Source organism: Streptomyces sp. NPDC059897 (assembly GCF_042730865.1).
GTDB lineage: Bacteria > Actinomycetota > Actinomycetes > Streptomycetales > Streptomycetaceae > Streptomyces.
The window spans coordinates 152,459-177,624 of record NZ_JBHWKQ010000010.1 but is presented as its reverse complement, the minus strand read 5'-3'; the positions used below and the strand labels follow the sequence as shown (position 1 = coordinate 177,624).

General features: G+C 71.2%; 22 protein-coding genes. 6 read left to right on the top strand and 16 right to left on the bottom strand.

Annotated features, from left to right (window positions below; all coding sequences use genetic code 11):
• Positions 1-4: 4 nt before the first annotated feature.
• Positions 5-916 (bottom strand): hypothetical protein, encoded by a 912-nt coding sequence (locus tag ACFV9W_RS14340; protein WP_385759716.1) that lies wholly within the window; start codon positions 914-916, stop codon positions 5-7.
• A gap of 488 nt (positions 917-1,404) precedes the next feature.
• On the opposite strand from ACFV9W_RS14340, the gene ACFV9W_RS14335 reads away from it, so the two are divergent.
• A complete protein-coding gene (locus tag ACFV9W_RS14335; RefSeq protein ID WP_385759713.1) occupies positions 1,405-2,607 on the top strand; it encodes an amino acid deaminase/aldolase in 1,203 nt (400 codons plus the stop codon).
• Between the two features lie 24 nt (positions 2,608-2,631).
• Here the strand turns inward: ACFV9W_RS14335 and ACFV9W_RS14330 are convergent, their stop codons facing one another.
• From ACFV9W_RS14330 to ACFV9W_RS14315, 4 genes are read right to left on the bottom strand one after another with little or no spacing between them, the layout of a single operon-like run.
• Positions 2,632-3,918, bottom strand: a complete 1,287-nt coding sequence (locus tag ACFV9W_RS14330; protein ID WP_385759710.1) for a haloacid dehalogenase-like hydrolase — start codon at positions 3,916-3,918, stop codon at positions 2,632-2,634.
• A 43-nt stretch (positions 3,919-3,961) separates the two neighbouring features.
• Positions 3,962-4,744 (bottom strand): 3-oxoacyl-ACP reductase, encoded by a 783-nt coding sequence (locus ACFV9W_RS14325; protein WP_385759707.1) that lies wholly within the window; start codon positions 4,742-4,744, stop codon positions 3,962-3,964.
• Positions 4,745-4,751: 7 nt separating this feature from the next.
• Positions 4,752-6,107, bottom strand: coding sequence for an aldehyde dehydrogenase family protein (locus ACFV9W_RS14320; RefSeq protein WP_385759704.1), 1,356 nt, complete (start codon positions 6,105-6,107; stop codon positions 4,752-4,754).
• 26 nt (positions 6,108-6,133) lie between these two features.
• On the bottom strand, positions 6,134-7,498 hold the full coding sequence (locus ACFV9W_RS14315) for a glutamine synthetase family protein (RefSeq protein WP_385759701.1): 1,365 nt from the start codon (positions 7,496-7,498) through the stop codon (positions 6,134-6,136).
• Between the two features lie 204 nt (positions 7,499-7,702).
• Between ACFV9W_RS14315 and ACFV9W_RS14310 the strand changes: the two genes are divergently transcribed.
• Positions 7,703-8,401, top strand: a complete 699-nt coding sequence (locus ACFV9W_RS14310) for a gamma-glutamyl-gamma-aminobutyrate hydrolase family protein (RefSeq protein WP_385759698.1) — start codon at positions 7,703-7,705, stop codon at positions 8,399-8,401.
• Here ACFV9W_RS14310 and ACFV9W_RS14305 read toward each other — a convergent pair.
• A complete protein-coding gene (locus tag ACFV9W_RS14305; RefSeq protein ID WP_385759696.1) occupies positions 8,355-9,341 on the bottom strand; it encodes a phosphotransferase family protein in 987 nt (328 codons plus the stop codon). The genes ACFV9W_RS14310 and ACFV9W_RS14305 overlap by 47 nt on opposite strands.
• A gap of 234 nt (positions 9,342-9,575) precedes the next feature.
• Positions 9,576-10,511: a LysR family transcriptional regulator gene (locus ACFV9W_RS14300; RefSeq protein WP_385759693.1), complete on the bottom strand. Its 936-nt coding sequence runs from the start codon at positions 10,509-10,511 to the stop codon at positions 9,576-9,578.
• Between the two features lie 70 nt (positions 10,512-10,581).
• Between ACFV9W_RS14300 and ACFV9W_RS14295 the strand changes: the two genes are divergently transcribed.
• Positions 10,582-11,703, top strand: a complete 1,122-nt coding sequence (locus ACFV9W_RS14295) for a TDT family transporter (protein WP_385759691.1) — start codon at positions 10,582-10,584, stop codon at positions 11,701-11,703.
• Here ACFV9W_RS14295 and ACFV9W_RS14290 read toward each other — a convergent pair.
• The 4 genes from ACFV9W_RS14290 to ACFV9W_RS14275 form a co-directional block, all read right to left on the bottom strand.
• Complete coding sequence (locus tag ACFV9W_RS14290) at positions 11,672-12,388, bottom strand: helical backbone metal receptor (protein WP_385759689.1); 717 nt, start codon at positions 12,386-12,388, stop codon at positions 11,672-11,674. The genes ACFV9W_RS14295 and ACFV9W_RS14290 overlap by 32 nt on opposite strands.
• Before the next feature lie 11 nt (positions 12,389-12,399).
• Positions 12,400-12,987: a helix-turn-helix domain-containing protein gene (locus tag ACFV9W_RS14285; protein WP_385759686.1), complete on the bottom strand. Its 588-nt coding sequence runs from the start codon at positions 12,985-12,987 to the stop codon at positions 12,400-12,402.
• A 225-nt stretch (positions 12,988-13,212) separates the two neighbouring features.
• Positions 13,213-15,822, bottom strand: coding sequence for an ABC transporter permease/substrate binding protein (locus tag ACFV9W_RS14280; RefSeq protein WP_385759683.1), 2,610 nt, complete (start codon positions 15,820-15,822; stop codon positions 13,213-13,215).
• Positions 15,815-16,957: a glycine betaine/L-proline ABC transporter ATP-binding protein gene (locus ACFV9W_RS14275; protein ID WP_385759681.1), complete on the bottom strand. Its 1,143-nt coding sequence runs from the start codon at positions 16,955-16,957 to the stop codon at positions 15,815-15,817. Before ACFV9W_RS14275 ends, ACFV9W_RS14280 begins: the two co-directional genes overlap by 8 nt.
• Positions 16,958-17,251: 294 nt before the next feature.
• Between ACFV9W_RS14275 and ACFV9W_RS14270 the strand changes: the two genes are divergently transcribed.
• Genes ACFV9W_RS14270 through ACFV9W_RS14260 form a run of 3 tightly spaced genes read left to right on the top strand, consistent with a single transcriptional unit; the run spans position 17,252 to position 20,038 of the window.
• Positions 17,252-18,160, top strand: a complete 909-nt coding sequence (locus ACFV9W_RS14270; RefSeq protein ID WP_385759873.1) for a 5'-3' exonuclease H3TH domain-containing protein — start codon at positions 17,252-17,254, stop codon at positions 18,158-18,160.
• A 51-nt stretch (positions 18,161-18,211) separates the two neighbouring features.
• Positions 18,212-19,045, top strand: coding sequence for a siderophore-interacting protein (locus ACFV9W_RS14265; protein WP_385759678.1), 834 nt, complete (start codon positions 18,212-18,214; stop codon positions 19,043-19,045).
• A 33-nt stretch (positions 19,046-19,078) separates the two neighbouring features.
• Positions 19,079-20,038, top strand: a complete 960-nt coding sequence (locus ACFV9W_RS14260) for a pseudouridine synthase (protein ID WP_385759676.1) — start codon at positions 19,079-19,081, stop codon at positions 20,036-20,038.
• Between the two features lie 9 nt (positions 20,039-20,047).
• On the opposite strand, the gene ACFV9W_RS14255 is transcribed toward ACFV9W_RS14260, so the two are convergent.
• The 5 genes from ACFV9W_RS14255 to ACFV9W_RS14235 all read right to left on the bottom strand — a co-directional run bounded on the left by ACFV9W_RS14255 (position 20,048) and on the right by ACFV9W_RS14235 (position 24,792).
• The gene (locus ACFV9W_RS14255) at positions 20,048-21,583 is read right to left on the bottom strand and encodes a cytochrome P450 (RefSeq protein ID WP_385759673.1); all 1,536 of its coding nucleotides are present in this window, start codon (positions 21,581-21,583) and stop codon (positions 20,048-20,050) included.
• Positions 21,584-21,658: 75 nt separating this feature from the next.
• Positions 21,659-22,306 carry an ATP/GTP-binding protein gene (locus ACFV9W_RS14250; protein WP_385759670.1) on the bottom strand — a complete coding sequence of 216 codons (648 nt, stop codon included), beginning with the start codon at positions 22,304-22,306 and terminating at the stop codon, positions 21,659-21,661.
• Positions 22,287-22,694: a DUF742 domain-containing protein gene (locus tag ACFV9W_RS14245; RefSeq protein ID WP_385759667.1), complete on the bottom strand. Its 408-nt coding sequence runs from the start codon at positions 22,692-22,694 to the stop codon at positions 22,287-22,289. The genes ACFV9W_RS14250 and ACFV9W_RS14245 overlap by 20 nt, the downstream gene beginning before the upstream one ends.
• Positions 22,691-23,098: a roadblock/LC7 domain-containing protein gene (locus tag ACFV9W_RS14240; RefSeq protein ID WP_266721521.1), complete on the bottom strand. Its 408-nt coding sequence runs from the start codon at positions 23,096-23,098 to the stop codon at positions 22,691-22,693. Before ACFV9W_RS14240 ends, ACFV9W_RS14245 begins: the two co-directional genes overlap by 4 nt.
• Entirely contained in the window at positions 23,095-24,792 is a 1,698-nt protein-coding gene (locus tag ACFV9W_RS14235) for an ATP-binding protein (RefSeq protein ID WP_385759664.1), read from the bottom strand. Before ACFV9W_RS14235 ends, ACFV9W_RS14240 begins: the two co-directional genes overlap by 4 nt.
• Between the last annotated feature and the right edge of the window lie 374 nt (positions 24,793-25,166).

The window sequence follows — 25,166 nt, the reverse complement described above, 5'->3', positions numbered from 1 at the left end:
ACGGCTACTGCTCCGTGTCCCGGTCGGCGGTCTTCTTGACCGTCTTGCGCAGGTCGCGTTCGATCCGGTCGGCGACGCCCTGCGCGTCGTGGCCGAGGCCCGCCTGGGCGGGGGCGCTGGTGGCGCCGGGCTTCATGGCGTCGGCGGCGGGCTGCGGCTCGCTGACGGTGCGGCCGTCGGCGAAGCCGGAGACCGCGTAGACGACGACGGGGGCGTCGGTCAGGATGTTGATCGCCCAGGACGCGCGCTGGCGGTCGCCGAAGCCGGCGGCGAGGGTGCCCTTGGCGGCGTAGGGCCGGGGCATGAGGTCGTCGCGCCGGTCCAGGCCCTGCTCCATGAAGCGGGAGCGCAGCGCCTGGGTGGCCTCCGCGTCCGCCTTGGTGAACAGCAGTCCGACCGTGGTGACGCTGCTCTGTGTGGCGTCGGCGTACGTGGCGCGCAGCAGGCGCAGGCAGCCGGCCGAGCGCAGCGCCTTGCGCAGCAGCGGGTCGAAGGCGTCCGTGCAGGTCGCGTCGGGGGCGACGGCTATCCGCGTCCAGGTGCGGTCGGCCCGGCCGGGGCCCGCGCCCCCGCCCTTGAGCGTGCGCGGGAACAGTTCGTCGACGGGGACGCCGTGCCAGAGCTGGCCCGCCTCGCGGTACGCGGTCTGTACGGACGGGGGGCCGCTGTCGCCGCCCGTGAGCAGGGAGCCCGTCGTGGCGCCCCCGATGAGCCCGAGGCCGAGCACGAGGCAGGCCGCGATGGCGGCGGTCCGCGGCTTCAGGCGGGCGCCGATGGGGCGCAGGAGCGTGGTGCGGTCGTCGTAATGGGCGGGGGGCGCGAACCGAACGAAGGGCCTGCCGGCCGTTTCCGGGTGGGGGGTGAGGTCGACGCTGCCTATGGGGCGGCGTGCGGGCTGTGGTGGGACCGGGGGCATCGGCGGCACCGGGGGTGCGGTCGCGGGGCTCTGCCCCGGGCCCCGCTGCTCAATCGCCGCAGGGGCTGGATTTTGCCCACCCGGGGCTGGAGGGACAGGCCTCAGTCGGGTGGTGGTCTCCGCGTGCGTCTCCTTCGGCTCGGCCGGCGCCTCGGGCGGAAGCGGAGTGCCCGTCGACGCCGGGCGGGGTGCGTCCGGGAGGCGGGTCGAGGGGGCCGGGGGCGGCGGGGCGGCGGGCTGTTCGGCCGGCGGGGGTATAGAGGGCAACGGTGGGGCCGTGGGGGGAAGTTCGGTGGGCCGGGGCGGGGTCGAGGGGCGCGGCGGGACGCGCCGGGCTTCCGTGCTCATGCTCCCCCGTTTCCTCAGCCTGCGTGCGCGTCACTCTAACGGGCCCGACCAGGTCAACGCGTACCGCGCACACGGGATCGACCGATCCATCACCATCCGTCCCCCTACCCTGCGGTAAACCTGTCTGGCAGGCTTCGGCCATGACACCGCGCGCCGCCGATCGGGCCCGGTACGACCGGGCCACCGCTCATCTCGACGCCCCACTGGCGATCGTCGACCTGGACGCGTTCGACGCCAACGCCGACGACCTGGTGCGCCGGGCCGCCGGCAAGCCGATCCGCGTCGCCAGCAAGTCCGTGCGCTCCCGCGCCCTGTTGGAACGGGTGCTCGCGAAGCCGGGCTTCGCCGGGATCATGTCGTTCACCCTCGCCGAGTCGCTGTGGCTCGCGCGCTCCGGATTCGACGACGTGCTCCTCGCCTATCCGTCGGCCGACCGCTCCGGTTTCGCGGAGCTGGCGCACGACCCGAAGCTGGCGGCGGCCGTGACCGTGATGGTCGACGACCCGGCGCAGCTCAGGCTGATCGAGGGCGCGCGGGACGGGGGCCAGGAGGAGATCAGGGTCTGCGTCGAGCTGGACACCTCGTGGCGGACGCTCGGCGGCCGGGTCCGGGTCGGCGCGCTGAGGTCCCCGCTGCGTACGCCCTCCCAACTCGCGGACCTGGCCCGCGTCGTGACCCGCCGCCCGGGCTTCCGGCTCGCGGGGATCATGGCGTACGAGGGTCATGTGGCGGGTGTCGGGGACTCGCTGGCCGGGCGCCCTGTGCGCTCGCGGGCGATCCGGCTGATGCAGGCGGCGGCCCGCAAGGAGCTGGCGGTGCGGCGGGCCGAAGTGGTGCGCGCGGTGCGGGCCGTGGCGCCCGACCTGGAGTTCGTGAACGGGGGCGGCACGGGGAGCGTGCAGCACACGGCGGCGGAGGCGGCCGTGACCGAGATCGCGGCGGGGTCGGGGCTCTACGTCCCGCGGCTCTTCGACAACTACACGTCGTTCACGGGGCGGCCCGCCGCGCTGTTCGCGCAGCCCGTGGTGCGCAGGCCGGGCGTCGGTGTCGTCACCGTGCTCGGCGGCGGGTATCCGGCCTCGGGCGCGGCGGGCGGCGACCGGCTTCCGGTGCCGTATCTGCCGGAGGGGCTGCGCTACGACCCGCAGGAGGGTCCCGGCGAGGTGCAGACGCCGCTGCTGGGCTCGGCCGCGGACGACCTGCTCATCGGGGACAAGGTGTGGTTCCGGCACGCGAAGGCCGGGGAGCTGTGCGAACGGTTCGAGACGTTGCGGCTGGTGTCGGGCGACCGGGTCGTGGAGACGGTCCCGACGTACCGGGGCGAGGGCTACACGTTCCTGTAGCCCCCACCCCCCTACGCCTGTCCGCTATCCGTGGATGGAGTCGGCCTGGTCGGGGACGACCGAGCCGTCGTCCCTGAGCAGCGGTCCGAAGCCGCCCTCCGGCTTGTTGTACCCGGCGGTGGAGCACGGGTACGTGCCGGTCTTCCGCGGCAGCGGCTCGATGAACATCGGGTTGGCGACCCAGCGTCCGTCGGCGTTGTCGTAGGCCCGGCACATGATCTCGGGCTTGTTGCGGTTGAGGACGAGGTGGGCGCCGGTCGCGTCGCCGACGAAGGTCACGTCGGTGTCGGCGTCACCGCCGCCGAGCGCGATGCGCTTGTCCCAGCGCTGCTTCTCCCAGGCCGACTTCCCCTTGACGTGGAAGATGTCCTGGTTGATCCAGCAGCGCTTGCCGTCGATGTACGGGATGGCCTCGCCCTGGTTCACGCCGACGCCGCCGCAGCCCTCGTTGTACGTGGTGATGCGGCCCTCGTGGTCGAGGACCGACCGGATGGCGATGGTGTGTGCGCGGTCGATGCCGACGCCCTTCGACCAGACCTCGGTCACCGGCTCCGACCCGGCGGAGACGATGTAGACGTCGAAGCCTGCGCGCTGCAACGTACGGATCAGGTCGCGCTGCTGCTCGTAATAGCGCACGTACCCGGGGATGGTGTGCGTGCCGAGCTTCTGGGTGGAGCCGACGGGCGCGGCGAGCGCCTCGGCGCGGGCCGCGGCGGCGTACGACTCCAGTTCGGGGACGGTGTGTCCCGCGAACAGCTGGGGCACCCAGGCGTACTGGGGGACGGTGCGGCGGTGGTTCCACTCGCCCGCGAAGGCGGCGGCGCCGCTCATCGTCTCGCCTGACTCACGGATGTTGAAGATCTCGTCCGTGCAGTCGGTGTCGGTGGAGGTGGGCAGCGGGGCGCCCACCGGGACGTCCGTGCCGCAGGCGGCGGTGAGCGCCTTGTCGGCGTCGTCGGTCATCCACTTGCTGGTCTGCTTCCAGCTCGCGGGCCGCAGGATCTTGTCGTGCTTGAGCGACCAGGCGATGGTCGCGTCGGTGACGTCGTTCTTGGCGACGGTGTTGTCCCAGTCGAAGGCGGCGACGGGACGCGGGCCCTTGTGCCCGCCGCAGATCCCCCGCTCGTCGATCATGCGCTGGAGCTTGGCCCGGTTCTGGCCGTACCAGGGCAGCTTCGTCGACAGCTGGGGGCAGTGGGCGGAGGCGGGTCGTGCGGACGTGGCGGCGGCCGCGGGTGTGGCGAGGCCCGCGGCCGCCAGCAGGGCGGCGGCCGCGACCGAGGTCCACGCGGCAACATGTCTGTTACGCATGTGAGTGGACCGTACACGCGTCAGCGCGCCACTCACAGGGTTCTCACGCCGGTGTCACATACGCGCCGGAAATGCCGCCGTCGACCAGGAAGTCGGTGGCGTTCACGAATGCCGCGTCGTCGCTGGCGAGGAAGGCGACGGCCGCCGCGATCTCGGTCGCCTCGGCGAACCGGCCGACCGGAATGTGCACGAGCCGGCGCGCCGCCCGCTCCGGGTCCTTGGCGAACAGCTCTTGCAGGAGCGGGGTGTTGACCGGTCCGGGGCACAGGGCGTTCACCCGGATGCCCTCGCGCGCGAACTGCACGCCGAGCTCGCGCGACATGGCGAGGACGCCGCCCTTGGACGCGGTGTACGAGATCTGCGAGGTGGCGGCGCCCATCCGGGCCACGAACGACGCCGTGTTGATGATGGAGCCCCTCCCCTGGCGCCGCATGTACGGGATGGCGGCCTTGCAGCACAGGTACACGGAGGTCAGGTTGACCTCCTGGACCCGCTTCCAGGCCTCCAGGCCGGTGTCGAGGATCGAGTCGTCGTCGGGCGGCGAGATGCCCGCGTTGTTGAAGGCGATGTCGACGCTGCCGTAGGTGTCGTACGCGGTCTGGAACAGCGCCTCGATCTGCTCGGCGTCGGTGACGTCGACCTGGACGAAGGTGCCGCCGACGTCCTCGGCCGCCTTCATGCCCGCGCTCTCGTCGATGTCCCCGCAGACGACGTGCGCGCCCTCGGAGGCGAGACGGCGCGCGGTGGCGAGGCCGATGCCGCTGCCGGCGCCGGTGATGACGGCGGTGCGGCCGACGAGGCGGCGGCAGATGATCTCTTCGCTCATAAGGGGTTCAGGCCTCCGTGCTGATGAAGACGTTCTTGGTCTCGGTGAAGGCGGCGAGGGCGTCGGGGCCGAGTTCGCGGCCGACGCCCGACTGCTTGTAGCCGCCGAACGGGGTCCCGTAGCGCACGCTGGCATGCGAGTTGACGGACAGGTTCCCAGCGCGGACAGCCCCGGAGACGCGCAGCGCGCGGCCCACGTCGCGGGTCCAGATCGAGCCGGACAGCCCGTACTCGGTGGCGTTCGCGAGCCGTACGGCGTCCGCCTCGTCGTCGAAGGGGAGGACGACGGCGACCGGGCCGAAGACCTCCTCGACGGCGGCCCGGGCGTCGGGGGCGGCGCCGGTGAGGACGGTGGGCGGGAACCAGAAGCCGGGGCCCTGCGGCGCGGCGCCCCTGATCGCGGGCTCGCACAGCGGGACGTAGGACCGCACCCGCTCCAGCTGCGCCTTGGAGATGAGCGGCCCCATCTGCGTCTTCTCGTCGGACGGGTCGCCGACGACGACCGACTCCACGGCCGGCGCGAGCAGCTCCAGGTACCGCTCGTACACGGACCGCTGGACGAGGATGCGGGTGCGGGCGCAGCAGTCCTGGCCGGAGTTGTCGAGGAACGACATGGGGGTGGCGAGCGCCGCGGCCTCGACGTCCGCGTCGGCGAACACGATGTTCGGGCTCTTGCCGCCGAGTTCGAGGGTCACGCGCTTCACCTGGTCGGCGCACTTGGCCATGACCTGCTTACCGACGCGGGCGGAGCCGGTGAACACGATCTTGGCGACGCCCGGGTGCTCGACGAGGGCGTCACCGGCGACCGGGCCCTCGCCCGGGAGTACCTGGAAAAGCCCCTCCGGAAGCCCGGCCTCCAGGGCGAGTTCGGCGAGCCGCAGGGCGGTCAGCGGGGTGGTCTCGGCGGGCTTGAGGACGACCGCGTTGCCCGCCGCGAGGGCCGGGGCGGCGCCCCAGGCGGCGATCGGCATCGGGAAGTTCCACGGCGCGATGACGCCGACGACGCCGAGCGGTTCGAGGAGTGTGACGTCGAGGCCGCCGGCCACCGGGATCTGACGGCCGGTCAGCCGCTCGACGCCGCCGGCCGCGTACTCCAGCAGATCGCGTACGTTCCCGGCCTCCCAGCGTGCGTTGCCGATGAGGTGGCCGGCCTCGCGAACCTCCAACTGGGCCAGTTCTTCGATGTGTTGGTCGACCGTGGCGGCGAAGCGGCGCAGCAGCCGGGCCCGGTCGGCGGGGGCGACGGCCGCCCAGGCGCGCTGGGCTCCGGTGGCGCGGACGACGGCGGTGTCGACGTCCGCGCGGGTGGCGGGCGGGACGGTGGCCACGAGCTCTTCCGTGGCCGGGTTCAGTACGTGCAGCAAGGCGCTCCCTTTCACAGCCTCTCGAATCACAGCCGCTCGAATCCCCGGCGCAGTTCCCAGTCGGTCACGGCGGCGTCGTACGCGTCGAGCTCGACGCGCGCCATGTTGCGGTAGTGGGCGACGACCTCGTCCCCGAAGGCGGCCTTCGCGACGGGGCTGTTCTCCCAGAGCTCGGCGGCCTCGCGCAGGGTGGCGGGGACGTGCTCGTAGCCTGCGGTGTAGGCGTTCCCGGCGCAGGCCTCGGGGAGCCGCAGCTTGTTCTCGACCCCGTACAGACCTGCCGCCACGAGCCCTGCCACCGCGAGATACGGGTTCACGTCCCCGCCGGGCAGCCGGTTCTCGAAGCGGGTCGAGCGGCCGTGGCCGACGACGCGCAGCGCGCAGGTGCGGTTGTCGTGGCCCCAGGCGACGGCGGTCGGCGCGAAGGAGCCGGGCTGGAACCGCTTGTAGGAGTTGATGTTCGGCGCGTAGAGGAGCGAGAAGTCGCGCAGCGCGGCGAGCTGCCCTGCGAGGAAGTGCCCCATGAGCTCGGACATGCCGTGCCCGCCGGACCCGGCCATGACGTTCACCCCATCGGCGTCGGCGAGCGAGAGATGAATGTGGCAGGAGTTGCCTTCTCGCTCGTTGTACTTCGCCATGAAGGTGAGCGAGCAGCCCTCCTGCGCGGCGATCTCCTTGGCGCCGGTCTTGTAGATCGCGTGCTGGTCGCAGGTGGCGAGGGCCTCGGCGTAGCGGAAGGCGATCTCGTGCTGACCGGGATTGCACTCCCCTTTGGCGGACTCGACGGTGAGCCCGGCGCCCGCCATCTCGTTGCGGATGCGGCGCAGCAGCGGCTCGATGCGGCCGGTACCGAGGACGGAGTAGTCGATGTTGTACTGATTGGCCGGGGTGAGGCCTCGGTAGTCGGCGTCCCAGGCCTGCTCGTACGTGTCCTTGAAGACGATGAACTCGAGTTCGGTGCCGACCTGGGCGGTGAGCCCGAGCTCGGCGAGGCGCTCCAGCTGGCGGCGCAAGACCTGGCGGGGCGCGGCGACGACCGGGGAGCCGTCGTCCCAGGCGAGGTCGGCGGTGACCATGGCGGTACCCGCGTTCCACGGGACGCGGCGCAGGGTGGCCAGGTCGGGGCGCATGGCGAAGTCGCCGTACCCACGTTCCCAGGAGGACATCGCGTAGCCGTCGACGGTGTTCATGTCGGTGTCGACGGCGAGCAGATAGTTGCAGCCCTCCGTGCCGTGTTCGAGGACCTCGTCGAGAAAGAAGCGGGCGGCGAAGCGCTTGCCCTGGAGGCGGCCCTGCATGTCGGGGAACGCGAGGACCACGGTGTCGATCTCGCCGCTCGCGACGAGGGCGTGCAGCTCCTCCACGGCCATCGGGGATGTGCGGTCTGCCACGGGAAGATCCTCCTCAGGTCAACCGGAACCACAACGTAATCGCCGGGCCGCCACCAGGGAAGCAGCCACGGGGCACGCCGAGTGGACACTGCCCCGGTGGCGCTGCCCGCATGCTGAACGCCCCGGTGGCGTGCTCCGTGATCTCGTACGCTCGGGTGCTCGGGACGTACGGCATCGGGGAACGGCATCGGGGAGCGCGACACCATGGTGAGCAGGCCACTGATCGGCATCAGCACCTACCTGGAGGACAAGGCCAGTTGGGGCATCTGGGAGCTGCCCGCGGCGCTGCTGCCCGCCGGCTATCCGCAGCTGGTGCAGGAGTCGGGCGGGCTGGCCGCGATGACGCCCCCGGACGACCCGAAGCACGCGCCGTCGGTGGTGGCCAGGCTCGACGGGGTGATCGTGGCGGGCGGCCCCGACGTGGACCCGGTCCGGTACGGGGCGGAGCGCGATCCGCGTACGGGCCCGGCAGCAGGTGAGCGGGACGCCTGGGAACTCGCCCTGATCCGGGCCGCGTTGACGTCCGGTACGCCGCTGCTCGGCATCTGCCGCGGCATGCAGCTGCTCAACGTCGCCCTCGGTGGCACGCTCACGCAGCACATCGAGGGCCACGTGAAGGAGACGGGCACCTTCGGCACCCACACCGTCACCCCGGTGCCGGGCACCCGCTACGGCGACCTCGTCCCGGAGCCCGCCGAGGTCCCGACCTACCACCACCAGGCGGTCGACCGCCTCGGCAGGGGCCTGGTCGCCTCGGCCCACGCGGACGACGGCACGGTGGAGGCGGTCGAACTCCCCGGCATGTCCTGGGTGATGGGCGTCCAGTGGCACCCCGAGATGGGCGAGGACGCGCGGGTCACGGAAGGTCTGGTACGGGCAGCGGGTACGCCGCACGGTTTCTGAGCCGGGTCGTCAGCCAGGCCAGGGCGGCGGCGCCCTGCGCGCGCTGGAAGGGCCGCAGGGTGGGCAGTCCGGGCGGCGCGGGCCGGGCCGCGTGCTCCAGGAAGAACCCGGCGAGCGCCGCGAGGGTCCGCGTGACACCTTCCGGGTCGGCCGCACGCCCGAGCGGATGCCCCGCGAAGACCTCCTCCGGCTCCGGCCCGCCCTGCGCCCGCACGCACGGCAGCATGAGCAGCAGGTCGAACCAGGCGGCGGCGCGCACGGCGTGCGGCCAGTCGACGAAGACGACTCCGTCCGGCGTGAGCAGCATGTTGTCGGCACGCAGATCGGCGTGCGCGAGCGTGTCACCGGAGGCGAATCCGCCCCAGGGCGCGGCGAGTTCGGCCAGCCACTCGGCGTTTCGGACGGCCCACGGGTCGAGGCCCGCGTCCGCCACCCGCCCCTCGTCGACCAGCACCCGCCACCCGTTGAAGCGCTCACCGAGCTCCTCACCGACGGCGCGCGCGGGAAACGGGGCGGGCGTGAGCACCCGCGCCAACTCCCCCACCCCGCCCAGCACCCGCGCCAACTCCCCTGCCCGCCACGGCACATGGGGCTGCCGCCCCACCACGTCCTCGAAGGCCAGGGCGACCCAGGTCCCGTCGTCGTACGCACCGAGCAGCCGCGGAGCGGGCACCCCGACCGGCAGCGCGGCGGCATTGCGAGCCTCCCGCCGGTGAAACCGGGGACTGACCGCATTCACCTCACCACTGACGGCCTTCACGAACGCCCGCCGCCCATCGGTCAGCACAACCCGCGCGGCAACCCCCGGCGAAAACCCCCCATCCTGCGTCACGGCCTCCACGACACCCGCCCCGAGCACCTCCTCGACCCCGAGGCGAACGGGCTCGGGGAGCCCACTCCAGGGGGTACGCACACCGGCGGCGGAAGGAGGTGAGGCCATGCCCCGATGCTCCCGCCGCCGCCCACCGCCCCGCTACCCGATTTCCCCCACTGCCCTCGCCAGCGATCGACCGGATCAGGCGCCCTCGGCGGCGAGCGACCATCTCAAGCGCCAACGGCAGCCAGCCCGCATCCCAGCCACTCTCGGCGGCGAGTGACCAAAAATTCAAGCCCCTGCGGCGATTGAGCAGCGGGGTCCGGGGCAGAGCCCCGCGACCGCAACCCCGTCGCAGCCTCAGCCAGAACGGGTGAGCGACAGCAAGTCCCGCGCAGGGCCGACAGGCAGGTGCCCCGTCGGCCACACCGCCCGCAGCTCCCGCGCAAGCTCCGCCCCCTCCAACGGAATCTCCACGAGCCGCCGCGCGGCAAGCTCCTCCCCCACCGCCAACTCGCTCAGCACGGAGGGCCCCGCCCCACTGACCGCCGCCGACTTCACCGCGGTCGTCGACGACAACTCGATCAACGGCCGCGCCAGCCCGCCGAGCGCCGCGTCCAGGACCTGCCGCGTCCCCGACCCCTCCTCACGAAGAATGAGCGGCGTGGCGGCCAGCTCCCCCGCGGCCAGCGGCTTGCGGCGCCGCGCCCAGGGATGCCCCGGCGCGGTCACCACGATCAGCCGGTCGTGCGCGATGACCGCCGAGTCGAGCCCCGCGGGAACCGTCCGCCCCTCCACGAATCCGAGGTCCGCCTCGCCGCCGATGAGCCGCTCCGCGACCGCCGTCGAGTTCCCCGCGAGCAGCGACACCGCCGTGTCGGGCCGCTCGGCGCGGAGCGCGATCAGCCAGCGCGGCAGCAGATACTCGGCGATCGTCATGCTCGCCGCCACCCGCAGCCGCGAGTCGCGCCGGTCCCGCAGCGCCGACGCCCCCGCGTCGAACTGCTCGGCCGCCTCCACGATGGGCCGGGCCCAGTCCGTGACGAGCGCCCCGCTGTCGGTGAGCCGGGAGCCGCGCGGCGAGCGGTCGACGAGGGCGAGGCCGAGCTGCCGCTCCATGGACCGGATCCGGCTGCTCGCGGCGGGCTGCGTGATGCCGAGGGCACGGGCGGCCGCGCCGAGGCTGCCGAGGCGGGCCACGGCGAGGAGCAGTTGCAGCGCGCCGAGTTCGGGCACGCGGTGCGCGAGCCCCGCGTCCGGTGCCTGCTCCGTGATCCCTGTGTGCTCCTGGCTCATAAGGCCAGGTTATGCGCTCATAGCGAGATCGTCCCTGGTGGGTGCCGATGGTCGGCGGGACCGTAGGACCATGGTCACCGCCGCCCACCCTTCACCCCGCACCCTCCCCGTCCCCTCGACCGGCGTCCGCGCCGCCGTCCGGCAGCTCGGCCCGAACTGGTACGCCGCCGTCATGGGCACAGCGATCATCGCTAACGCGGGCGCCACCCTGCCCGTCGGGTTCCCGGGCCTGCGCACCGCCCTCACGGTGGTGTGGGCCCTGTCGTTCGTGCTGCTTCTCGTCCTCCTCGGCGCCCGCGCCCTGCACTGGACGCACCACCGCGACCGGGCGAGGGAGCAGCTGCTCGACCCGACGGCCGCTCCGTTCTACGGCTGCCTGTCGATGGCGCTCCTCGCGGTGGGCGCGGGCACGCTGCTCGTCGGACAGGACTGGCTCGGTCGCGAAGCCGCCGTCGCCGTGGACACCGTGCTGTTCGTCACCGGCACGGTCATCGGTCTCGTCGCGGCGGTCGCCATCCCGTATCTGATGGTGGTCCGGCATCGCATCGCCGCCGATGAGGCCTCCCCGGTGTGGCTGCTGCCGGTCGTCGCGCCGATGGTGTCGGCGGCGGTGGGCCCGCTCCTCGTGCCGCAGCTGCCGGCCGGGCAGGCGCAGCAGACCTTCCTGTTCGCCTGCTACGCCATGTTCGGCCTGAGCCTGCTCGCGACCCTGGTGATGCTGCCGGTGATCTTCGCGCGGCTCGTCACGGCGGGCCCGCTGCCGCTGCTGCTGACCCCGACGCTGTTCCTCGTGCTCGGCCCGCTGGGCCAGTCGACGACGGCCGCCAACAAGTTCGCCGACGTCGCGGGCGGTGTGCTCCCCGCGTCGTACGCCGACGGCTTCACCGCGTTCGCCGTGCTGTACGGGGTGCCGGTGCTGGGCTTCGCACTGCTGTGGCTGGCGCTCGCCCTGGCGATGGTGGCGCGGGCGCGGCGCCGGGGCATGGGCTTCGCGATGACGTGGTGGGCGTTCACCTTCCCCGTCGGCACCTGCGTGACCGGCGCGGAGGGCCTGGGCAAGCACACGGGCCTCGCGGCGTTCGACGGCCTCGCGGTCGTCCTCTACGTGGGTCTGGTGGCGGTCTGGTCGGTCGCCGCGGCCCACACGGCGCGCGGCGTGCTCAGCGGACGGCTGCTCGCAGCGCCGCGTTGAGCACGCCCGCCGCTTCCGCCAACGACGGCCCGTACCAGGTGAGATGGCGTCCGCCGACCAGGGCGCTCGGTCCCTCGAAGCACTCCGGGCCGTCGTCCTCGGTGAAGCGGTACGGCTCGTCCGGGAGGACCACCACGTCCGCGTTCCGGGCCCGGAGTTCGTCGAGCGGGACGCGCGGGTAGCGCTCGGCGTGGTCCGCGTACACGTTGTCGACGCCGAGCCGCGCGAGGAGGTCCCCCGCGAAGGTGTCCCGGCCGAGCACCATCCAGGGCCGTCGCCAGATGGGCACGACGGCGGTCAACCGGCGCCCCGGCACCGGGAGTTCGCCCCAGGCGGCCTCCGCCGCGTCCAGCCACTCCGGCCGCGCCGCCGCCCCGCAGGCCCGCAGCACCCGGTCCAACTCCCGTACGGCCTGCGGCAGTTCACGCACCTCGGTGACCAGCACCTCGACGCCCGCCGCGCGCAGCGCCGCGAGGTCCGGCCCCCGGTTCTCCTCCTCGTTCGCGACGACGAGGTCGGGGCGCAGGGCGAGAACGGCCCGCACGTCGGGGTTCTTGGTGCCGCCGATCCGGGTCACGTCGAGCCCCGCCGGATGCGTGCACCAGTCGGTCGCGCCGACGAGCACTCCGGGCAGCGTCACGGCGACCGCCTCCGTCAGGGACGGCACGAGCGAGACGACACGCACGACCGCGCGGCCTACTTCGGGCCCGGCTCGTCGACCGCGTCGATGTGCTCGGCGACGGCCACGACGACCACACGCGCGTCGGGCACGGTCGCCCGCCACCGGTGCCGCACGCCACCGGTCAGATACAGGGTGTCACCGCGGACGAGCCGGTACGCGCGCCCCTCCGCCTCGACCTCGACGGCGCCCTCGGTCACATGCATCAGCACGTCGTTGCGGAGCTGGAACTCGCGGCCCGGATCGTGGTCGCCGACGAACTCCTGGGCGTGCATCTGGTGGTGGCCGCGGACCAGGGACCGTACGACGAACCCGTCCGCGTCCTCCCCCGAACCGCTCTCCACCGACGGGTCGTCCGCGCGCACCAGGTCCACGGTGCGGGCCGGGTCGGCGGCGGCGAGGAGCTCGACGGCGGTGGTGCCGAGCGCGTCGGCGACCTTCTCCAGGGAGCGACGGCTGGGCCGCGCCCGCTCGTTCTCGACCTGGCTCAGGAACGGCACCGACAGGCCGCTGCGCTCGGCGACGGCCGAAAGGGTCAGCTCGAGGGAACGACGACGACGCCGGACGGCCGCGCCCACGCGAAGTGATTCCTTGTGTTCGTCCATGACTTCCGCTCCCTCCCGCCGGTTGCCCTGTGCGTTTCCCTGTTCATGCGCCGGTGCACCGTGCGACTGGTTCACCCTGCGCCCGGTTCATCATGTGCCCGGTTCGTTTGAATGCACCCTACGCATGTTCACCCCGCGGTTTCATGTGAGCGGCAGAAACGCCGTGAGGGGCGGGCCCCCTCACGGGAGCCCGCCCCTCACGGTCGGTCATGCCTCACAAGGCGGTCAGGAAGCGGTCATCCGCTTCGCGACGTCCTGGTGCGACTCGAGCCACTTGGAGACGGCTTCCTCCTCCTGGCCCTGGCCCTGCGTCTTGATCTCGGACTCCAGGCTCGCCAGCTCGTCCTCGCTCATCTTGAAGTCCTTGAACCACTTCGTGAGCTGCGGGTACTTGCTGGGGAAGTCCTTGTGGGAGATCGTCCGGATCGTGTTGCCCACACCGAACTTCTTCTTCGGGTCGGCGAGCTTCGTCAGCTTGTAGTCGCTGTACGCCCAGTGCGGCGACCAGAGCAGAACCGCGACCGGCTCCTTCTTGGCGTACGCGCGCTTCAGCTCGGCGAGCATCGCCGGCGTGGAGCCGTCGACGACCTTGTACTCCTTGTCCAGGCCGTAGCCGGGCAGGACGTCCTTCTTGGCGGTGTTCATGACGCCGGTACCGGGCTCGATACCGATGATCTTGCCGTCGAAGGTCTTGCCCTTGCCCTTCAGGTCCGCGAGGGACTTGACGCCCTTCACGTACGACGGGACGGCGACTTCGAGCGAGGTCGGGCTGTACCAGCTGCCCAGATCCTTCAGGTTCTTCTTGTTCGCGTCCCAGTAGTTCTTCTGCGCGTACGGCAGCCAGGCGTCGAAGTTGACGTCGAGGTCACCACTGGCGAGGCCGGTGTAGACCGGGCCGACGTCCATCTGCTTCAGGTTGAGCTTGTAGCCCTTCTTCTCCAGAACGTTCTTCCAGAGGTACGTGACGGCGACGTCCTCGTCCCAGGGGAACCAGGCGACGTTCACCGGGCGCTTGGCCTCGGCCGGGGTGCCCTGCTCGACCGGGGCCACCTTGTTGACGAAGCCGGGGTTCTTCTTCAGCCACGCCTTGACGGCCTCGGGCTGCTTGCCCTTGCCGACCTTGTTGATCTCGGCCTCAAGACTCGTGAGCTGCTTCTCGCTCATCTTGAAGTTCTTGACCCACTTGTTGACCTCGGGGAACTCCTTGCCGAAGCCCTTGCGGGCCAGCGAGTGCACCCCGTCGCCCTTGCCCCAGGCACCCTTCGGGTCCTTGAGCTTGGTGAGCTTGTAGTCGTTGTACGCCCAGTGCGGCGACCACAGCGTCGTGACGATCGGCTTCTTCGCCGCGTAGGCACGCTTCAGCTGCGCCAGCATGGCCGGCGTCGAGCTGTCGACGACCTTGTACTCCTTGTCGAGGCCGTACTCCTTGAGGACCTTGCTCTTCAGCAGCTGCATCTCGCCGGCGCTGGCCTCGATGCCGGTGATCTTGCCGTCGAACTTGTCGGCCTGGCCCTTCAAGTCCTCCATGGACTTGATGTCCTTCATGTACGAAGGCACCGCCAGCTCCAGGGACGTCGGGCCGTACCAGGAACCCAGGTCCTCGAGGTCCTTGCCGTACTTCTTCCAGTACTGGGCGTGCGTCGTCGGCAGCCACGAGTCGGTCTGGAAGTCGACGCTGCCGTCGGCGAGCGACGTGTAGAGGGGGCCGGCGTCGAACTGCTTGGTCTCGACGTCGAAGCCGCGCTGCTCGAGGATCTCCTTCCACAGGAACGTCGAGGCGACGCCCTCGTCCCACGGGATGTAGCCGATGGAGATCTTCTTGCCCTGGCCCACGTTGGTGGACGCGGCCGTCGGGGAGGTCGCGGCGTTGTTCTGGCCGAACATGCCCATGCCGCCCGCGACGAGCGCGAGGACGACGACACCGACCACGGCGACGGCCGGGCGGGGGCGGTACGACCAGATCTTCAGGCCGTGCGTGGCACGCAGCTTGGCCAGCGCGCGGCGGCCCAGCGGGGAGACCTGCTGACCGAGCGAGCTGGTCATACGGTCCAGGTAGACCGCGAGGATCACGATGGAGATACCGGCCTCGGCGCCGAGGCCCACGTTCAGCTGGCCGATGGCCTCGTTGACGGAACCACCGAGACCGCCGGTGCCGACCATGCCCGCGATGGCGGCCATCGACAGGCCCAGCATGATGACCTGGTTGACACCGGCCATGATCGTCGGCAGCGCCAGCGGCAGTTGCACGCGCCACAGGGTGTTGCTGGGCTTGGTGCCGAACGCGTCGGCGGCCTCCACCAGCTCCTTGTCGACCTGCCGGATGCCCAGCTCGGTCATGCGCACGCCCGGCGGCACCGCGAAGATCAGCGTCGCGACGATACCGGCCGGGGCACCCGAGCCGAAGAAGAGGATGGCGGGGATCAGGTAGACCATCGCCGGCAGCGTCTGCATCAGGTCGAGGACCGGACGGAACAGGTTGCTGATCCGGTTGGAGCGGGCCGCCCAGATACCGAGCGGCACACCGATGATCAGCGCGATGATCGTCGACACGAGGACGAGCGACAGCGTCATCATCGCTTCGTCCCACAGCTCGAGGTTCTGAATGAACCAGAGCCCGACGAAGGTCAGTACGGCGCCGAGTGTGCCGCGCAGCCAGAACGCGATGACGGCGAAGATGCCCGCCAGCAGGAGCGGCTCGGGGGCCTGGAGGAGCTCGGTCAGGCCGTCGTAGACGCCGTTGAAGATGCTCTCGAAGAAGCCGAACAGCCAGTCGAGGTGGGTCAGCATCCACTGGACGATGCTGTTGACCCAGTCACCGAAGGGAATCCTAGGCACCGGCATTCACCTTCTCGGCAGGCTCGTCGCCCTCGCCACGCGGCGACGGGACGGCGTCCTTCTTGTCCTTCGTGAGGCCGGCGGCCTCACCGTTCGTACCGTTCTCGACGGTCTTCATCGGCTCGCCGAGCACGGCGAGCAGCCGCTCGCGCGGCACCACGCCCTGGAGCTTGCCCTCGTCGTCGACGACGGCGACGGGTATCTCGCTCCTCGAGCACGGCGTGAACAGGTCGATGATCGGCGCGTCCTTGTGGACCTTCGCCGGGGCATCGGCCATGTCGTAGCCGTCTTCCGCGTCGGCCATGATCGCGCTCGCGCTCAGCACGCGGGAGCGGTCGACGTCCTGCGTGAAGGAGGCCACGTAATCGTTGGCCGGCGTGACGAGAATGTCCTCGGCGGACCCGATCTGGACGATGCGACCGTCGCGCATGACCGCGATGTTGTCACCCAGACGCATGGCCTCGTTGAGGTCGTGGGTGATGAAGACGATCGTCTTCTTCAGCGTCTTCTGCAGCTCAAGAAGCTGGTCCTGCATGTCGCGCCGGATCAGCGGGTCGAGCGCGCTGAACGACTCGTCCATGAGGAGCAGGTCGGCGTCGGTGGCGAGCGCGCGGGCCAGGCCCACACGCTGCTGCATACCGCCGGACAGCTCGTCGGGGAAGGACTTCTCCCACCCTTCGAGGCCCGCGAGGCGCAGCGCCTCGATCGCCCGCTCCTCGCGCTCGGCGCGGGGAACGCCCTGCACCTCGAGGCCGTAGGCCGCGTTCTCCATGACGGAGCGGTGCGGGAACAGCGCGAAGTGCTGGAACACCATGCTGATCTTGTGGGAGCGCACCTGGCGCAGCTCCTTGGGAGCCAGCGCCGTCAGGTCCTGTCCGTCGAAGCGGACGTGTCCCGCGGTCGGCTCCAGGAGTCCGTTCAGCATGCGCAGGAGGGTGGACTTACCGGATCCCGACAGACCCATGACGACGAAGATCTGGCCGGACTCGACCGTGAACGACGCGTCGATCACAGCGGCCGTGGTTCCCTCCGCGCGCAGCTCCTCACGGTCTGCACCGCTGCGGAGCTTCTCCACAGCCTCATCGGGTCGTCTGCCGAACACCTTGTACAGGTCTTCGGCTTCAAGCCTGGACACATACACCTCTCGGGTCGAAACAACACGGCCCGCCTCCCCCGCCGGCGGGCCGTAGAGCGATACGGATCCGTCCGCCTGACCGGTCGACCTCAATAGTTGAAGTACGTACCGGCACCGCTCCGTGGCGGCGCCTGCCCCCGTTTACCTGAAACAAACAGCGGAGTTACCCAGTTCACAGTGTGTTCACTCACACTGATCACGCACTTACGGTCGGTGACTGTCGGTGGCGTCAGGCATGATGCGAACGTGACCCAGACGACATCCACGACAGGAGCGGCGGCGGACCGGCGCCTGATGCTGCTCGACACCGCATCTCTGTACTTCCGGGCCTATTTCGGGGTGCCGGACTCGGTGAAGGCCCCGGACGGCACCCCGGTGAACGCGGTGCGCGGACTCCTCGAATTCATCACCCGCCTCGTGCACGACCACCGGCCCACCCACCTGGTGGCGTGCATGGACGCGGACTGGCGCCCCCAGTGGCGCGTCGACCTGATCCCCTCCTACAAGGCGCACCGCGTCGCCGAGGAGACGCCCACCGGTTCGCCGGACGAGGAGGAGATCCCCGACACCCTCTCCCCCCAGGTCCCCGTCATCGAGGCGGTGCTCGACGCGGTGGGCATCGCGCGCGTGGGCGTGGAGGGCTACGAGGCGGACGACGTGATCGGTACGTTCACGGGGCGGGCCGAGGGCCCCGTCGACATCGTCACCGGCGACCGCGACCTCTTCCAGCTGGTCGACGACAAGCTGGAGCGGCGCGTGCTGTACCCGCTGAAGGGCGTCGGCACACTGCAGGTGACGGACGAGGACCTGCTCCGCGAGAAGTACGGGGTGGACGGCTCCGGCTATGCGGACATGGCGCTGCTGCGCGGCGACCCGAGCGACGGACTGCCGGGCGTGCCCGGAGTCGGCGAGAAGACGGCGGCGAAGCTGCTCGCGAGCTACGGGGACCTGGCCGGGATCATGGCGGCTGTCGACGACCCGAAGTCGAAGCTGACGCCGACGCAGCGCAAGCGGCTCGACGAGGCGCGCCCGTACCTGGCGGTGGCGCCGACGGTGGTGCGTGTCGCGGGCGACGTACCGCTTCCGGAGGTGGACACGGCGCTGCCGCGCGAGCCGCACGACGCCGCGGCCCTTGAGGAGTTGGCGGCCCGCTGGGGCTTGGGAGGTTCTTTGCAGCGCCTCCTCGGCACCCTCTCGGAATGAGGTGTTAGCTTAGGTATACCTAACTAACTGTGGATCAAGGGAGACCGCCCCATGGCCGAGCGCCCCGCACGCCCGCCCCGCAAGGCCCGCTCCGCGCAGGTCGTGCGCGCCGAGAGCCTCACACCTCACATGCGGCGGGTGGTGCTCGGCGGTGAGGGGCTCGCGGACTTCCCGCAGGAGCTCGAACACACCGACCACTACGTGAAGTTGCTCTTCGCCCCGGCCGGGGTGACCTACGAGGAGCCCTTCGACATGGCCCGGATCCGCGAGGAGCTGCCCCGCGACCAGTGGCCCGTGACGCGTACGTACACGGTGCGCACCTGGGACCCGAAGGCCCTCGAGCTCACCCTGGACTTCGTGGTGCACGGGGACCAGGGCCTGGCCGGTCCGTGGGCCGCCGGCGTCGAAGGGGGCGAGATCATCCATCTGATGGGCCCCGGCGGCGCCTACCACCCCGACCCGACGGCCGACTGGCACCTGATCGCCGGTGACGAGAGCGCCCTGCCGGCGATCGCCGCCGCCGTCGAGGCGCTGCCCGAGGGCGCGCGGGCACACGTCTTCGTCGAGGTCGAGGGCCCCGAGGAGGAGCAGAAGATCGACTCCCCCGCCGAGGTCACGTGGCTGCACCGCGCGGGCCGCCCGATCGGGCAGGCGCTCATCGGGGCGGTGACCGGGCTCGACTTCCCCGAGGGCCGCCCGTATGTGTTCGTGCACGGCGAGGCGGGCTTCGTGAAGGAGCTGCGCCGGCATCTGCGGATCGACCGCGAGATCCCCCGCGAGGACCTGTCGATCTCCGGCTACTGGCGCCTCGGGCACAACGAGGACGGCTGGCAGGCCTCGAAGCGCGACTGGAACGCGCAGGTGGAGGCCGAGCAGGAGGCCTGATCCGCCGCCCCCGCCGCCGTACCCTTTCCCTCTGTGAGAAGACGCAAGCGCCCCGCCCCGCCGCCCTCCCCGCTCCCGCAGCGCGAAGGCATCGACGCCGTCCGCGTACGGATGCCGGAGGGCGGCCCGGGGCGCACCGTCCGCGATCACCTCGTGCACACGCTGCCCGCCGAGGACACCGTGATCGACCGGATGATCGCGCAGGGCGCCTTCGTGACCGCGGACGGACGCCCGGTCACCTCCGACAGCCCCTACGAGGTGGGCGGCAGCGTGTGGTTCCACCGCGAGCTCGCGCCCGAGGTCCCCGTGCCGTTCCCCGTCGAGGTCGTGTACCGCGACGAGCACATCGTGATCGCCGACAAGCCGCACTTCCTCGCCACGACGCCGCGCGGCAGCCATGTCACCGAGACGGTGCTCGCCCGGCTCCGCCGCGACCTCGGCATCGAGCGGCTGAGCCCGGCCCACCGCCTGGACCGCCTCACGGCCGGGCTCGTCCTGTTCGTGGTGCGGCCCGAGGAGCGCGGCCCCTACCAGACCCTGTTCCGCGACCGGCGGGTCACCAAGCGGTACGAGGCCGTCGCCGCGTACGACCCGGGGGTGGAGCTCCCCGTCACCCTGCGCGGCCGGATCGAGAAGGAGCCCGGCAGGCTCCCCGCCTTCGAGGTGCCGGGTGGCGAGCCGAACGCCGAGAGCCGCATCGAACTCGCCGAGCGCAAGGGGGACCTGGCGCTGTACCGCCTGACCCCGCACACCGGCCGCACGCACCAGTTGCGCGTCCACATGAACCGGGTCGGCCTGCCGATCCTCGGCGACCCGTTCTTCCCGGAAGTCGCCGAGCGCGCGGCGGACGACGACTTCCGGCGCCCCCTGCAACTCCTCTCCCGGACCCTGGAGTTCACGGACCCGGTGAGCGGCCGCGAGCACCGCTTCGTGAGCCGGAGGGAACTGGCGGCCTGGACCTCGTACGAGGAGTGGGAGCGGGGACCGGCCTAGGACACCGGCTCACTCACCGCGCCACCAGCGCAGGAAGCGCTGCCACGCGCCGAGCTTGACCGTCCCCTGCGGGTTCGGCTGCGCGTACGAGTACGGCGGCTGCGCGGCCGGCTCGGGGGCCGCAGGCGCGGCGGGCGGGGCCACGGGCGTCGTCGGGGTCGGCGGCGGCATGGGCAACGAGCCCGAAGTGATCTTCCAGTCGGGCCGCTGCGTCGGCAGCTGGCCCGGCTGGGACTTCACGTCCTGCGGCGGACGCGCCGAGAAGTCCACCGGCAGCTCCACCAGATGCCGCCCCATGATCGTCGAGGTCCACCTCAACTCGCTTTCGGGGATCTCGAGTTCGGCGTCGGGCAGCCGCATCAGGAACGCGTCGACCCCGATCTCCGCCACCGCACGCCCGATGTCCTGCCCGGGGCACTCGTGCGGGCCGCCGCCGAACGCCAGGTGCGAGCGGTTGCCCATCATGTGGGCGCCGGGTTCGGGCCGCACCCTCGGGTCCGCGTTGCCCGGCTGGATGCCGAAGATCAGGCCGTCCCCTGCCCGGATGCGCTGCCCGCCCAGCTCCGTGTCCGCCTTGGCGAAGTAGCCGACGTTGGCGCTGAACGGAGGCTCGTCCCACAGCGACTGCTCGACCGCCTCCGGCACGGTCATCTGCCCGCCGTTGAGCCGCGCGCGGAACCGGGGGTCGGTGAGCACCACGCGCAGCACGTTCGCGATGAGGTTGGCCGAACCCTCGTACGTGGCGATGAGGATGAGCCGCAGCGTCTGCGCGACCTCTTCGTCGCTGAGCGCGGAGGGGGAGGTGATCAGGGTGCTGGTGAAGTCGTCCTCGAGCGGCGCGGCGCGGCGCCGCACGGCGAGGTCCGTCAGGATGCCCATCAGGTACTCGTTGCACGCGATCGCCGACTCGCCGCCCTTGAGCAGATCGCGGGTGGCCTGCACGATGCGTTCGCTGTACGCCTCGGGGGCGCCGAGCATCTCCAGCATCACCATCATCGGGAGGTGCTCGGCGAACTCGCTGACGACCTCGCAGCGGCCGCGCTCGGAGAACCGGTTGATGATCTCCTGCGTGGCCCTGTTGATGGAGCGGCGCAGCTCACGGTGCTCGACGGTCTCGACGGCGGCGGTGACCGGGCTGCGCAGCCGCAGATGCTCGGCACCCTCCTCCATCGCGCACATGGGCTGCCAGGTGAAGACCGGGGCGAGCGGGTGCGTGGGCCCCGCGGTGCCGTCCTTGACGGCGGTCCAGTTCCGGGAGTCCCGGTTGAACAGGGAGGTGGTGCTCACCATCTGGAGGTTCTCGGTGTGCCCGAGCACCGCCCACATGGGTACGTCCTCGTGGATCAGCGCCGGGGCGACCGGGCCGTACTCGGCGCGGAGTTTCTCGTAGACACCGGCGAGGTCCGCGTCCGCCTCGGGACCGTAGAGCCGGCGAAGGCCGTCGGGGCCGAGGGCGTGGGCGGGGCAGCCGGGCGGTGCGAGCGGGGAGTCTCCGAGTGCGTCGAATGCGGTGGGCGACTGAGGCGGCTGGGAGGGTGACGTCACGGGAATGCTCCGGTCGGTGTGGTTCGACGGAAGAAGAAGCGGACTACGTGCGGCAATAGGGCTGTTGATGAGGCGTCAGGCGCGGTGCAGGGCCATCTCGTGCAGGAAGCGCATCAGCGTGAGCAGCACCTCGCGGCTCGACGCCCTGCGGCGCACGTCGCACTCGACGATGGGGACGTGCGGGTCCAGGTCGAGCGCCTTGCGCAGCTCCTCGGTGGGGTAGCGCGGCCCGTCGGGGAAGGCGTTGTTGGCGATCACGAACGGCACTCCGCGCTCCTCGAGCCGCCCGATCACGTCGAAGCTGACCTCGAGGCGGCGGGTGTCGACGAGCACGACGGCACCGAGCGCGCCCTCGAACAGGCCGTTCCACAGGAACCAGAACCGCTCCTGCCCCGGCGTGCCGAAGAGGTAGAGGACGAGCTCCTCGGTGATGCCGATGCGGCCGAAGTCCATGGCCACGGTGGTGGCGGTCTTGGTCTCCGAACCGTAGTTGTCGTCGACGCCGATGCCCGCCTGCGTCATGGTCTCTTCGGTGGTGAGCGGGCGGATCTCGCTCACGGAGCCGACCATGGTGGTCTTGCCGACGCCGAAGCCGCCCACGATGACGATCTTCACGGCCGACGTGACGGTGTCGGGGAGTCGTTCCTCGGCCCGGGGCCCCGGGATGTGCACGCTCATCGCCGTGTCGCCCCCGGCCGTGCTGTCAGAGCTTCTGTAGTCCATGCATCACCGCTTCGAGAAGGGAACGGTCCGCGACCGCGCCTCGGATCACCGGCGCGCGCGCCTGGACCAGCTCGGCCGCGAGGAGTTCGCCGAGCAGCACGGTGACCACGCTGAACGGCAGTTGGAGGTAGGCCGAGATCTCAGCCGTCGACAAAGGCGTCTTGCACAGGCGGATGACGGCGGCCTGCTCGGGCGGCGACGCCGGCGGCGGGTCGCCGCGCGCCACGACCAGGGTCACCAGGTCGAGCGGCGCGCGGTCGCTGCCGTCGGTGCCGCCCGTGATGACGTACAGGCGCTCGGGGTCGGGCTTTCCGTCGCCCTGCTGCGCCCGGCGCTCGCGTTTGGGCGGCGGTTCCCGGAACGGGGGTTCGGGGGGACGGTGCGTCATACGGTCTGGCCGTTGCGCCGGGGCGGGCTCGTCAGGTGGGCGCCGATCCGGATGACGAGGTCGCGCATCTGGTGGCTGACGAGGCCCGCGTCGACGAACTGGTCGGCGAGCACGGCGAGATACGCGCCCTTGCCCGCGGCCATCAGATAGAAGAAGCCGCCGTCGACCTCGATGATGACCATGTTCATCTTGCCGCTGCTCTCCGGGATCTCCGTGGCGACGGCGGAGGCGAGGGACTGAAGTCCGGCGCAGGCGGCGGCGATCCGGTCCGCGGCATCGGGGTCACCGCCGTAGCGGGCGATGCGCAGCCCGTCCGAGGAGAGCACGACCACCTGCTTCACATTGGGCACGCACTCGGCGAGCTCCTTGAGCATCCAGTCGAAATTGGCCCGTTGCTGGATCACTGACGGTCTCCCTCGTCGACCTGCTGGTTGTACGCGTCTTCATGCGGCGTGGCCGAGGCCTCCGGCTCCTGCGCGGGGTGCCCCGCCCCGTCGGCCGCCTCGGCGCGGCCCCCCTCGGGCTTCAGTCCGTTCATGAAGGCCTCGACCCACAGGCCGGGTTCGGGCTGTTCGGCGCCGCCGTGGTCCTGTTGCCCGGTCGGTGCGGAGCCCGGTGCCTGCGTTCCGTACGCCGCCGGGCCGGGCTCCGCCGCCGGGGGCGGCGTCGAGAGGTCCGGGTTGCGGGGCGTCACGATGATCTGGTCCTCGATGACCTTCGTGTCGTACTTCCTGCGCCGCTGCGGCAGGCCGTTGGCCCGCCATTCCGTGACCACGGGTACGTCGTCCTCCATCGCTGCGACGAGCGGGGCGGAGGGGCGCGGACCGGTGACGGGCCGGGGTCCCGTGGTGGGGCGGCGCGTCTTCTTCAGTCGCGGCTCCTCCTTGACCGGCAGGCCCTTGTGGTCGACGCGGGGCACGGCGGAGGCGCCGATGCCGTGGGCGAGGCCGGGGGCGTGCTGGGTGCTCATCATGTCGCGCGGCACGACGAGCACCGCGCGCACGCCGCCGTACGCGGACTGGCGCAGCGAGATCTGCATGTCGTACATCGCGCAGAGCCGGCCGACGATCGCGAGGCCGAGCCGCGGGTTCTCGCCGAGGTCGTTGAGGTCGTAGCCCTCCTTGGCCTTGTCCAGCATGCCCTCGGTCTTGCGGCGCTGCTCCTCGCTGAGGCTGACGCCGCCGTCCTCGATCTCGATGGCGACGCCGGTCTGCACCTCGACCGCGGTGACGTGCACGCGGGTGGTCGGCGGCGAGTAGCGGGTCGCATTGTCGAGGAGTTCGGCGCAGGCGTGGATGACGGGCTCGACGGAGACGCCCTTGATGGCCACGTCGCAGATCGCGTGCAGGTCGATGCGCGGGTATTCGAGGATGCGCGACATGGCGCCGCGCAGCACGCTGTAGAGCTTGACCGGCTTGGGCCACTGCCGCCCGGGGCGGGCGCCGCCGAGGACGGTCACGGAGTCGGCGAGGCGGCCGATCAGGGCCGTGCCGTGGTCGACGCGCAGCAGGTCGTCGAAGACCTCCGGGTTGCGGCCGTGGTCCTCCTCCATCTCACGGAGTTCCTCGGCCTGCTTGTGCACGATGGCCTGGACGCGACGGGCGACGGAGACGAAGGCGCGCTGCGCCGCGTCCCGCATCGTGATCTCCCGGTCGATGTGCTTCAGGGCCAGGCTCATCAACTCGCGCTCGCCGGGCGTGACATCGCGGAACTCGGGTTCGGCGTCGCAGGTGTTGCGGACGGCGTCGTAGGGCCGGTCGCCGGCGGACATCCGGTACAGGGCGTGCGGGAAGACCTCCTTGGCCACCCGCATCGTGCGGTGTTCCTGGGCGGCTATCCGGGCTTCCAACTCGGCCACGTGCCGGGTGTATTGGGCGCGCTGTGTCCTGTTGACGCGGCCGCGGCGGACCGCCTCGGCCGAGACGGCGAGCACGAGGAGCACGCCGAGTGCGCCGCACAGGGCGACGGCCGGCCGGGCGGGCTCCGTGACCAGGGCGGCGGCTGCTCCGGTGGCGGCCGCCATGACCATGGCGGGCAGCAACAGCACGCGCAGATAGGGGACTTCTCGGCCACCGGGAGGCGATTGAACACTCACCATGTATGCCCTCTGAACGGTCGGGTCTGGGAACGTCGGAGATTCAGGATGCTTCGGCACACTTGAGGTACGCCGCATCACGGAACTTCGGCGCATAAGAGAACAAGCGGCCGAATTCATCCCAACTCGGTGCGCTGCGAGCGAGCTTAGTCCCGCCGGATCATCGCCGTGTCATATTCAGCAAGGCCCTGAAATCGGCCCCACGACAGGAATACACTCGCTCCATTTACACGCTCGGTCGCGATTCGCACACATGGAGCAATGGCGTCCGCGCGCACGAACGCGCCCGAACGCAGCGGCGGGGGGCCCCCGCGCGCACCCGGGGGCCCCCCCCCCCAAAAAACAGGGGAAGAAAAAAAAAAAAAAAAAACAAAAAA

Coding starts and splice junctions, on each gene's coding strand:
- ACFV9W_RS14305 (WP_385759696.1), bottom strand. CDS start 9,341: ATGGCCTCACCTCCTTCCGCCGCCGGTGTGCGTACCCCCTGGAGTGGG.
- ACFV9W_RS14270 (WP_385759873.1), top strand. CDS start 17,252: ATGCTGCTCGACACCGCATCTCTGTACTTCCGGGCCTATTTCGGGGTG.
- ACFV9W_RS14330 (WP_385759710.1), bottom strand. CDS start 3,918: ATGCGTAACAGACATGTTGCCGCGTGGACCTCGGTCGCGGCCGCCGCC.
- ACFV9W_RS14325 (WP_385759707.1), bottom strand. CDS start 4,744: ATGAGCGAAGAGATCATCTGCCGCCGCCTCGTCGGCCGCACCGCCGTC.
- ACFV9W_RS14300 (WP_385759693.1), bottom strand. CDS start 10,511: ATGAGCCAGGAGCACACAGGGATCACGGAGCAGGCACCGGACGCGGGG.
- ACFV9W_RS14335 (WP_385759713.1), top strand. CDS start 1,405: ATGACACCGCGCGCCGCCGATCGGGCCCGGTACGACCGGGCCACCGCT.
- ACFV9W_RS14245 (WP_385759667.1), bottom strand. CDS start 22,694: ATGACGCACCGTCCCCCCGAACCCCCGTTCCGGGAACCGCCGCCCAAA.
- ACFV9W_RS14265 (WP_385759678.1), top strand. CDS start 18,212: ATGGCCGAGCGCCCCGCACGCCCGCCCCGCAAGGCCCGCTCCGCGCAG.
- ACFV9W_RS14340 (WP_385759716.1), bottom strand. CDS start 916: ATGCCCCCGGTCCCACCACAGCCCGCACGCCGCCCCATAGGCAGCGTC.
- ACFV9W_RS14235 (WP_385759664.1), bottom strand. CDS start 24,792: ATGGTGAGTGTTCAATCGCCTCCCGGTGGCCGAGAAGTCCCCTATCTG.
- ACFV9W_RS14285 (WP_385759686.1), bottom strand. CDS start 12,987: ATGGACGAACACAAGGAATCACTTCGCGTGGGCGCGGCCGTCCGGCGT.
- ACFV9W_RS14250 (WP_385759670.1), bottom strand. CDS start 22,306: ATGGACTACAGAAGCTCTGACAGCACGGCCGGGGGCGACACGGCGATG.
- ACFV9W_RS14310 (WP_385759698.1), top strand. CDS start 7,703: ATGGTGAGCAGGCCACTGATCGGCATCAGCACCTACCTGGAGGACAAG.
- ACFV9W_RS14295 (WP_385759691.1), top strand. CDS start 10,582: ATGGTCACCGCCGCCCACCCTTCACCCCGCACCCTCCCCGTCCCCTCG.